The organism is Roseiarcus sp. (assembly GCF_052145395.1).
In the GTDB taxonomy this organism is placed as follows: domain Bacteria; phylum Pseudomonadota; class Alphaproteobacteria; order Rhizobiales; family Beijerinckiaceae; genus Roseiarcus.
This window is the reverse complement of the sequence record NZ_JBKQOT010000060.1, coordinates 1-9884: the sequence shown is the minus strand read 5'-3', so window position 1 is coordinate 9884 and position 9884 is coordinate 1. Positions and strand designations below refer to the sequence as shown.

The following is a 9884-nucleotide window of genomic DNA, read 5'->3' as shown; positions in this document are numbered from 1 at the left end:
TGAAATAGAGGATCAGGCTCACGGTCGCGCCGAACAGCAGGTTGACCGGGAAGGCGGCCAGGAACTGGGCGATCGGCTGGACGGCCTCCGCCCAGCGTGGCCGGAGGCCGATCCAGACGCTGATCGGCACCCAGATGATCGACGCCAGGAAAATCAGCACAAGGACGCGAATGAGCGTGTAGAACGTAAGGACGAAGACGTGAATCACCTCATCCCAGCCGACCTCCGTGGCGATGTACTGCACCGTGAGCCAAATCGCCCATGCGGCGACGGCCACAACGATGAGGATCCAGAGGGCGTCGACGATTCGCGACGGCTGTTGCTCGACCTTCCCGCGTCTTGCCTGCAGCATGCGCGGGATATGAATCGGCAAAAGGCTTATGCTCCGCAGCGCCTCAAAGACCGGACGGGCGGCGAGGCGAACCCAATAGGTGCGCTGGAGCAGGTTCAGCATCCAGGAGCTCCCGGTGACCTCGCTCTCCGACAATTCGACCTTGAACTTGTCGGCCCAGGCGACGATCGGCCGGAACAGCAGCTGATCGTAAAGCAGGATGACGATCGCCATGGTCAGAACCGCCGCGCCGATCGCCCACCAGTTTCCCTCGTCGTTCGCCTTGGCAATGTAGGAGCCGACCCCGGGCAGCGTGATGGTCGTGTCGCCGACCGTGATCGCCTCCGACGCGACGACGAAGAACCATCCTCCCGACATCGACATCATCGTATTCCAGATGAGGCCCGGCATGGCGAAGGGCGCCTCGAGCTGCCAGAACTTCTGCCAGCCGGTAAGCCGGAACCCACGCGCCACTTCGTCGAGATCGGGCGGCACCGTGCGCAGCGACTGGTAAAGGGAAAAGGCCATGTTCCAGGCCTGGCTGGTGAAGATCGCGAAGATCGCGGCCAATTCGGCGCCCAGCGTGTTGCCGGGAAAGAGGCCCAGGAAGAACGTTACGGTGAAGGACAGGAAGCCCAGGATCGGGACCGACTGCAGGATATCGAGGATTGGGATCAGCACCATCTCCGCCCGTCGGCTCTTGGCCGCCAGCGTCGCATAAGTGAAGGTGAAGACCAGAGAGAAGAAAAGCGCGGCGAACATGCGCAAAGCGGTGCGCAGTGCGTAGTAAGGCAGGTTCCAGTAGTCGAGCGACACGACCGGTTCGTTCGCCGCAGGCAAAGGCGCCGAAATGCCGTGATAGCTCTGGGCGACCGCCGTCAGAATCGCCATGATCGCCGCGAAAGCGATCAGGTCCCACTGGTTAGGCAGGACCCGCCGTCGAGCGGAGGAGGGGCTGAAAAGCAAGGGCATAGGCGATTTCCGATTGGCGCGAGACGACGAAACCAAGGATTTCATGCGGACGGGCCGTCGCACGGCATACGACACGCTTCCAAATGCCGAGGCAATCGGAAATTGTGGCGGCCGAGCGTTCGACTTGCCACAGTTCCCTTGACGGCCGGATATGACAAACTGACGACGGGGCCTTGCGGTCGCGCGAAAGTCTGACTTCACGACGAGGCGCCTCGCAAAGTGCGAGTTCGAAAGACGCAACGGCGCGGGCAGGCCCTCATGCGGGTTGGGGCGCCCGTCACAGCCGCTTCGTGGCGGGTCACGGCGCGGGCGGAGGCGGGATTCGTTTCTCGTGGAAGCGCTTGCGTTTGGCGCTCGCCTCGCCTATATCCGCGCCCATTCCACAGGCGGATTTCAGCGGCTCCTGCTCAAGGTCCCGCTCCGGTGGCGAGGGTCTCCTCGCCGTTCATGATCCGCCGAGGCTCAACCGGACAAGGACGACAATTCCATGGCTCTGCCTGATTTCACTATGCGCCAGCTGCTCGAAGCGGGCGCGCATTTCGGTCACCAGTCCCACCGCTGGAATCCGAAGATGGCGCCGTTCATCTACGGGACGCGCAACTCGATCCACATCATTGACCTCGCCCAGACCGTGCCGTTGCTGCACCAGGCGCTGAAGACGGTGTCCGACACGGTCGCCAAGGGCGGCCGCGTGCTGTTCGTCGGCACCAAGCGTCAGGCGTCCGACGAGATCGCTGCCGCGGCGAGGCGCTCGGCGCAGTATTTCGTCAACGCCCGCTGGCTTGGGGGCATGCTGACCAACTGGAAGACGATTTCCGGCTCGATCTCCCGGCTGCGCAAGCTCGACGAGATGCTCGCGGAAGGCGCCAAGGGCCTTACCAAGAAGGAGCGCCTGATGATGTCGCGCGAGCGCGATAAGCTTGAGACGGCGCTCGGCGGCATCAAGGACATGGGCGGCGTTCCGGACCTGGTGTTTGTGATCGACACCAACAAGGAGGCGCTGGCGATCAAGGAAGCCAACCGCCTCAAGATCCCGGTGATTGCGATTCTCGACACCAACTGCGACCCGGATGGCATAAGCTTTCCGGTCCCGGCCAACGACGACGCCGGCCGCGCCATCCAGCTCTATTGCGACCTCGTGGCTCGCGCCGCCATCGACGGCATCGGCCGCAGCCAGGGCGCGGCGGGAGTCGATCTCGGCGAGGCGGAGACTCCGATCGCCGAGGCTCTGCCCGAGGCGGTCGAGTCGGAGCCCGTCGTTTCGGCGCCCGACGATCATTTCGAGCTTCTCGCGGCGCCGCGCGGCGCGCCGGACGACCTCGGCAAGCTCACCGGCGTCGGCCCGCAGATCGTTAAGAAGCTTAACGAACACGGCGTGTTTCACTATTGGCAACTCGCCGCGATGACCGACGACGAGGCCGCCAAACTCGACGCCGATCTCCGGTTCAACGGCCGCATCCTCCGCGATAAGTGGAGCGGGCAGGCGCGCGCTCTGATCGCCGCGGCATAAACCTGCAGCCGAAGACCGGTTGCGTTCGGCCGGCCCGGCCGCGAACGCGGTGCGGGCCGGGCGTGTGTCTTGGAACAGCGCCGCGGTCCATGGCGGGCCGCATGCGCGACGACAATGTGAGGACTATCGATGGCTGCGATCACGGCTGGGCTCGTCAAGGACCTGCGTGAGAAGACCGGCGCGGGAATGATGGACTGCAAGCACGCACTGGCCGAAACGGACGGCGACATCGAGGCCGCCATCGACTGGCTGCGCAAGAAGGGGCTCGCCAAGGCCGCCAAGAAAAGCGGCCGCGTCGCCGCCGACGGTCTGGTCGGCGCAGCGGTCGAGGATCTCGTCGGCGTGGTTGTTGAGGTCAATTCGGAGACGGACTTCGTCGCGCGCAACGACGACTTCCAGGCGCTGGTGCGCGGCATTGTGGCGGTGGCGCTCGACAAGGCGCCCGCGGCGGACGTCGACACGGTGCTCGGCGCCCATTTTCTCGGCGGCGGAACCGTATCCGAGGCGATCGCCAACGCCATTGCGACGATCGGCGAGAACATGACGCTGCGTCGTGTGCAGGGCCTCCGGGTTACGGACGGCGCAATCGGCCAGTACGTTCACGGGCAGATCGTCGACGGCCTCGGCCGCATCGGCGTGATCGTCGGCCTGGAGTCGAAGGGTGATCGCGACGCGCTCGTTGCGCTCGGTCGGCAAGTGGCGATGCACGTCGCCGCTGCAAGCCCGATCGCGCTCAATTCCGACGGCGTCGATCCTGCAACGGTTGCGCGCGAGCGCTCGGTGCTGGCCGAAAAGAACGCCGGTAAGCCTCCACACGTGATTGAAAAGATCGTCGAATCCGGTCTCAAGACCTTCTATAAGGAAGTCTGCCTGCTCGATCAGCCCTACGTCCACGACCCGGCCAAGAGCGTCGGCCAAGCGGTCAAGGAAGCGGAGAAGACGGCAGGCGCCCCGATCGCGATCACCGGCTTCGTGCGCTTTGCGCTCGGCGAAGGAGTCGAGAAACCGGCGGAAGAGGCCTGAGCGCCTTAACCTTTGAAAGCGGCCTCCGGGCCGCTTTTTTTGATGTTGATGCGCTTCTGTGATTGCGCCGGTCGCGGTGGGCGGGCTTGATGGCCACGCCGACGAAACGTCGCCGTAAGGAGGGGGCCCATGACGTCCAGACCGCTTTTCAACCGCGTCGTGGTGAAGCTCTCGGGCGAGGCGCTGATGGGGCCGGACAAGTTCGGCCTCAACGCCGAGACCATTCAACGCATGGCTGCCGACCTCAAGGCGACCGCGGAACTGGGCGTACAGGTCGCCGTGGTCGTCGGCGGCGGCAATTTCTTCCGTGGTCTGCAGGGGGCGGACAAGGGGATCGAGCGGGCGCGCGCCGATTCCATCGGGATGCTGGCGACGGTGATGAACGCTCTCGCGATGGAGGGCGCGCTCGAGCAGATCGGCCAGCCGGCGCGCGTGCTCTCGGCCGTGGCCATGCCGTCGCTCTGCCAGCCTTATTCGCGCCAGGCGGCGCTCGCTCATCTCGTCAAGAATCGGGTGATCATGCTTGCCGGGGGCACCGGCAATCCGTTCTTCACCACAGATACCGGCGCTGCGCTCAGAGCCTGCGAGTTGTCGTGCGACGCGGTGATGAAGGCGACCCAGGTGGACGGCATCTACACCGCAGACCCCAAGAAGGATCCGACCGCGACGCGGTACGACAAACTCACCCATGACGAGGCGATCGCCCGCAACCTCCAGGTGATGGACACCGCCGCGTTCGCACTGTGCCGCGACAACGGCATTCCGATCGTTGTGTTTTCGGTCGACGAACCCGGCGCCATCCCGGCGGCGCTGACCGGGCGGGGGAGGGCGACCTTCGTCATGCCGTGAACCGTTCGCGACGCGAGTAGGCGCCGACGAGCGGCGTGGCGGTTGATCGGCTCCGGGCGGGACGGCCCGGCCTTGCGTCAATCCATTGCGGATTTGACGGCGGTTGCGATCTGACGACGCTTGAATATTCCGAGCGTGGCAAGTCCCGCCAAGAGCATGATCCACGTTGATGGCTCGGGCGCCGTCACGCGGGTCTGGAGCCTCGAAAGGTCGAGCGCCGGCGAAACTGTCAACGGCGCGCTCCCGACGGTATCGCTGGGGCCGGATCCGGATGACGAGCCTCCGTCCGCAGAACCGGTATTTTCGAGGCTCGGCGCTTCTGGGATTGGCGCGAGGCTCGGAATGGCTGCCTCCGGCAGACTGACGTTCAGCGAGGGGCTCACAAAGACTAGGACGCTCGGCGCGGCCTTTTCGAGGCCGTACGGCCGATCGGAGGGAAAATACGAAAAGACCTGTTCGCTGGCCTGAGAGCCTGCGTTGTTTCCAGAGCCGCCTTGGCTCTGGGGCGGTCCCAGGTCTTCTGATTCGCCGTCAGATTGCGGGCTTAAAGAGAGTTCGTCGAGGCCTGCGCGCCGAAGGCGGAAGCGGCGCTTGAAGTCGAAGGTTTGCCGCGGCTCATCGCCGAACCAATCGAATCGATTGTCTTCGTTCGAATATTGGTTCTCGCTGTCCCCGCCCAGCCAGATCGGGGGGATGATCACGGTGTGCCCCAGAATGTTCACGCTTTTGTCCGACGCGTGCGACCCCGCGCCGCAGCGCAGCGAGTCGGCGCCAACCGGGCAGGCCGCAGCGTCGCTGTCGGCGGGCGAGTCCGCAAAGGATCCGAAGAATCCCCCGGACGCGTTCAGCACGACCGCAGACTTCAGGGGCCCCGGGTTAGCCGCGGCTTCGCCTTTGGAAATCGCCGCTTCCATATTCCAGGTTTGGACAAGTCTCGTGTAAACAAAACCAACCGTCGCGGCCGATGCGGACGACAGGCCGACCGCAAACGCCGCGACGATGAATTTCCCGCTCAACGCATCGCCTCCTTGTCGAGATGCGCTTATACCCCGCCAACAATCGTGTGTCTCTCTGTAAACTCAATTCCGTCCCGCGCGATCAAGCGATGACACAATCCGCGCAGTTGCGGGTTGCGTCGATACAGAGCCGACCGGCGGTCGTCCGAACGCGATTTGTCAGCGCATAGATCCAGGTCGACCCGGCGTGTGGGTCAAGATCGACTTATTACCAGCTCCTCCACCGCCTCCGGGGTTGCAACCGGGAGGCTGCAAGCCTGGCCGCGGCAAAGCATCGCGACCGGGCGCGGCGATCGCGGCGGTTCGTCGCGCGGCAAGCCGCCCCGCCAGCGTGTCCTGTCGAGACGCAAGACGGTCAATCCCGGGTCGGACCCGCGCAGGGCCGCGTCAGCAAGCGCAGTCGCCCCCGAATCATCCAGCGGGCCGTCGACCACGATACAACCGCCGCGCTCCAGCATGTCGGCCGCGAGCAGCAGGAGGGGGCTTCCGCCGATTCCCTCTGGCGCGCCGGAAAAGGCGCGAATCAGCGCGTCCGCCGCCTCGCGCCAGCGCGGCTCGCCGGTCAGATGCCAGAGGCGGGCAAGAGCCTCGGCAAGGAGGCCCGCACCCGACGGAATCGCTCCGTCATGCGCATGCCGGGGCCGGGCGCCGGGGACGTCAGCGGCGTCGGTCGCGGTCAGATAGACGCCGCCCTGGCCGTCGCCGAACCGGCCAAGCGCGTCGATCACCAGACGCTTCGCCGCGTCGAGGTCATTCGGATCGCCGCTCGCCTCGAACAGCGCGATCGCCGCCCTCGCCATGGCGGCGTAGTCGTCCAACATTCCGCGCGCCCCGGCGCGTCCGGCGCGCCATGCGTGCAGGAGCCTCCCGTCGACGCCGCTGAGCGTCGTCAACACGAAGTCGAACGCGGACCGGGCGATTTCAAGCCACTGAGGCGTCGCGAACACGGCGCTCGCGCGAGCGAGCGCGGCAATGATCAGCCCGTTCCAGTCGGCGAGGACTTTGTCGTCCCGCCCCGGCCTGGCGCGGCGCTCGCGCGCTTCGAAAAGCGCCGCGCGCGCATTGGCGAGTTCGGCCTCCTCATCGGGGGCGCCCCGCGGCGTCACGCGCCTCAGAACCGTTCGCCCCTCCCAGTTGCCTTCGGGCGTGACGTCGTAGGACGCCTTGAATTGGGCGGCGGCGGGGCCGAGCACGGCGTCGATCTCGTCAGCAGTCCAGACGTAGAAGGCGCCTTCCTCGCCATCCTGATCAGCGTCGAGCGAGGCTGCGAAAGCGCTCCCGACACGCATCTCGCGCATCAGCCAGACGACCGTCTCGCGAGCGCGCTCGGCGAAGACCGGATCGGGCCAGCGGGTGTGAACGGAGGCGAGGAGTTCGAGGATCTGGGCGTTGTCGTACAGCATCTTCTCGAAATGCGGCACGAGCCATTGTGCGTCGGTTGAATAGCGCGCGTAGCCGCCGCCAAGGTGGTCGTAGATGCCGCCGGCGCTGATCGCATCGAGCAACTTCTTGGTTGCCTCGCCGAACCTTTCGTCGCCGCGCCGGAACATCTCGTTCCAGAAAAAACGGAAGAGCGGCGCATTGGGGAATTTGGGCGCGCGGCCGATCCCTCCATGCACCGGATCGACGGCGCGGAAAAGCGCGTCGCCGACCTGGGTCAGATCGTCGGGCGTGAGGGTTCCCCCGGGCCGGGGCGAGGACAGCTCGGCCATATGGCCGCTCAATGCACTCGCGTTCTTGGCGAGATCCGCCCGGCGGTCCCACCAGGCATTGGCGACGCCCTCGAGGATCTGACCGAAAGACGGACGTCCCCATCGCGGCGCCGGCGGCCAGTAGGTGCCGCCGTACATTGGCCGTCCGTCGGGATCGAGAAACATAGTCAGCGGCCAGCCGCCCTGTTCGCCCATCGCATGCAAGGCGGTCATATAGATGTGGTCGATATCGGGGCGCTCTTCGCGATCGACCTTAACATTGACAAACAACGCATTCATCCGATTCGCCGTCTCGACGTTCTCGAACGACTCGTGCGCCATGACGTGGCACCAGTGGCAGGCGGCGTAGCCGATCGACAGCAGGATCGGGCAGTCACGGCGCCTGGCCTCCGCAAGCGCCTCAGGGCCCCATTGGCGCCAGTGGACGGGGTTCCCGGCGTGCTGCAGCAGGTAGGGTGAGGTCGCGTCGCCGAGGTGGTTGCGATCCGTGTCCATCGTGACCCTCCACCCCCCGTTTCCCTGTAGGGGTCGATGACCCCGCCTGACGGCGGAGGCCATTTGTAGACGGGGAACGCTGACCGCGTGAGCCGAGATCGCCAATCGCGGCTACAGCAATGCCGCCTTCAGCATAGCCTTGAACTTCGCCGAGTCGAGCGTCCACAAGACGTCAACGTCCCCGCTCTCGCCCGCGGCCGCGCCCCAGACGTCGGCGTTGATTGCGTCGGAATTGACGCCCAGCCGGTCGACGACCGTCATGCCGCGAGTGAGTTCGCTCTGCGTCTCGATGGCGACCCGATGGCGGGACCACGTCAGGCCGACTGAACGGTCGAGCGCTACCGCCATCGCTGTCGGGTCAGCCAGCGACAGGCCAACCTCGCCGGTCTGGACGTGATAGGCCTCGCGCGCCCGGCTGTTCGATTCGATTGCGAAGCGCGCCTTCCCTGTGCCGAGCACCTCGATCGCTGCGATCTCGCCGTCGGTCAGCACGGAGGACCCACGCGAGACGTGCCAGCCGACCATCTCGATCGGCAATCTGGAGCGAAACACGGCGCGCGCGGCCTCGGGATCGACCCAGATGTTGTACTCTGCCGCGGGCGTGACGTTGCCCTCGCAGCAGGGCGCCCCGCCCATGACGACGCAGCGGCCGATTCGCTCGGCCAACGCCGGGTCGCGGGCGAGCGCCAGCGCGATATTGGTGAGCGGCCCGAGCGTGACTAGCGTCAGCCCCGGATTTTCGCGCGACAGCCGCAGCATGGCGTCGACCGCATGTTCGGACTCGGGCGCCCGTTTCGGCGGCGGATAGTTTTGGTCGCCGAAGCCGTCGGCCCCGTGGAACCAGTGCGCGTCCCGCAAAGCGCGCACGAGCGGGGCTCCTGCCCCCTTGTAAACCGGGACGTCCGATCCGCAAATTTCCGCAGTAAAGAGCGCGTTGCGGGTCGCCTGCTCGAGCGCGACGTTGCCGGCGACGGTCGTCAGTCCCAGCACACGCACGTCCGGCGCCATGAGCGCCATGATGATGGCGACGGCGTCGTCGGAGGCGGTGTCGGTGTCGATGAGGAAGTCGCGCATGGGCTCAGGATGTCGCCGTTAAACGCGCAAACCCCCGGTCGAGGTCCGCTTTCAGATCCTCGGGGTCCTCGAGGCCGATGCTGAAGCGCAGCGCCGGGCCGCCGGGCGCCCATTTCGTCGCTGTACGGTAGGACGAGCAGTCGAACGGGATGACGAGGCTCTCGTAGCCGCCCCAGGAATAGCCGAGACCGAAAAGCTGCAGGCCGTCGAGGAAGGCCGCCACCGCGGCTTCCGAGGCGGGCTTCAAAATGACGCTGAAGAGGCCGGACGAGCCGGTGAAATCACGCTTCCAGATTTTGTGGCCGGGGTCGTCCGGCAGGGCCGGATGGACGACGCGCAGAACCTCCCGCCGCTCGGCGAGCCAGCGCGCCATCTCAAGGCCCTGTCGCTCCGCCTCGCGCAATCTCAGCTCCATGGTGCGCAGGCCGCGCAAGGCCAGGAATACATCCTCCGGCCCGGGCGGGATCGCCATCTGTCCCGCGGTGTGACGGACCCGCGGGAACCAGACCTCGTTGGCCGAGACGAGGCCGAGAAGCAGGTCGGAATGACCGGAAAGGTACTTTGTGCCGGCCTCGATCGCCATGTCGACGCCGTGAGCGTGCGGCGCGAAGAAAAGCGGCGTCGCCCAGGTGTTGTCCATCAGGACGCAGGCGCCATGCGCGTGGGCAACTTCGGCGATCGCGGGGACGTCTTGGATTTCGAAGGTTTGCGAGCCGGGCGACTCGGTCAGCACCGCTTTGGTGTTCGGCCGGATCAGCGCCTCGATCCCGGCGCCGATGCAGGGGTCGTAGAAGGTTGTCTCGACCCCCATGCGCTTCAAGGTTCCGTTTGCGAAGGCGCGCCCCGGGCCATAGGCCGAATCGGTCATCAGGAGGTGGTCGCCGGCCGAGACGGCCGACATC

At 65.9% G+C, this 9884-nt stretch carries 8 protein-coding genes; 3 read left to right on the top strand and 5 right to left on the bottom strand.

Translation table 11 applies throughout. The features are described 5' to 3' along the window. On the bottom strand, window positions 1-1303 hold a 1303-nt coding region (locus ACLP25_RS02015; protein ID WP_442467570.1), incomplete at its 3' end, for an ABC transporter permease. Between the two features lie 487 nt (window positions 1304-1790). On the opposite strand from ACLP25_RS02015, the gene ACLP25_RS02010 reads away from it, so the two are divergent. The 3 genes from ACLP25_RS02010 (at window position 1791) to pyrH (ending at window position 4685) form a co-directional block, all read left to right on the top strand. Then, the gene (locus ACLP25_RS02010; RefSeq protein ID WP_442467569.1) at window positions 1791-2813 is read left to right on the top strand and encodes a 30S ribosomal protein S2; all 1023 of its coding nucleotides are present in this window, start codon (window positions 1791-1793) and stop codon (window positions 2811-2813) included. Window positions 2814-2942: 129 nt separating this feature from the next. Continuing rightward, complete coding sequence (tsf, locus tag ACLP25_RS02005) at window positions 2943-3836, top strand: translation elongation factor Ts (RefSeq protein WP_442467568.1); 894 nt, start codon at window positions 2943-2945, stop codon at window positions 3834-3836. A gap of 129 nt (window positions 3837-3965) precedes the next feature. Beyond that, window positions 3966-4685: a UMP kinase gene (gene pyrH / locus ACLP25_RS02000; protein WP_442467567.1), complete on the top strand. Its 720-nt coding sequence runs from the start codon at window positions 3966-3968 to the stop codon at window positions 4683-4685. A gap of 77 nt (window positions 4686-4762) precedes the next feature. On the opposite strand, the gene ACLP25_RS01995 is transcribed toward pyrH, so the two are convergent. The 4 genes from ACLP25_RS01995 to metC all read right to left on the bottom strand — a co-directional run. After that, window positions 4763-5701 (bottom strand): PEP-CTERM sorting domain-containing protein, encoded by a 939-nt coding sequence (locus ACLP25_RS01995; protein WP_442467566.1) that lies wholly within the window; start codon window positions 5699-5701, stop codon window positions 4763-4765. A 194-nt stretch (window positions 5702-5895) separates the two neighbouring features. Then, window positions 5896-7908 (bottom strand): thioredoxin domain-containing protein, encoded by a 2013-nt coding sequence (locus ACLP25_RS01990; protein ID WP_442467565.1) that lies wholly within the window; start codon window positions 7906-7908, stop codon window positions 5896-5898. A gap of 111 nt (window positions 7909-8019) precedes the next feature. Beyond that, a complete protein-coding gene (locus ACLP25_RS01985; RefSeq protein ID WP_442467564.1) occupies window positions 8020-8982 on the bottom strand; it encodes a nucleoside hydrolase in 963 nt (320 codons plus the stop codon). A 4-nt stretch (window positions 8983-8986) separates the two neighbouring features. Continuing rightward, window positions 8987-9884, bottom strand: an 898-nt coding sequence (metC, locus tag ACLP25_RS01980; RefSeq protein ID WP_442467563.1) for a cystathionine beta-lyase, incomplete at its 5' end; no start/stop codon positions are given.

Excerpts from the sequence above, each read along its gene's own strand:
- ACLP25_RS02010 (WP_442467569.1), top strand. The coding sequence starts at position 1,791 with ATGGCTCTGCCTGATTTCACTATGCGCCAGCTGCTCGAAGCGGGCGCG.
- tsf (WP_442467568.1), top strand. The coding sequence starts at position 2,943 with ATGGCTGCGATCACGGCTGGGCTCGTCAAGGACCTGCGTGAGAAGACC.
- pyrH (WP_442467567.1), top strand. The coding sequence starts at position 3,966 with ATGACGTCCAGACCGCTTTTCAACCGCGTCGTGGTGAAGCTCTCGGGC.
- ACLP25_RS01990 (WP_442467565.1), bottom strand. The coding sequence starts at position 7,908 with ATGGACACGGATCGCAACCACCTCGGCGACGCGACCTCACCCTACCTG.
- ACLP25_RS01985 (WP_442467564.1), bottom strand. The coding sequence starts at position 8,982 with ATGCGCGACTTCCTCATCGACACCGACACCGCCTCCGACGACGCCGTC.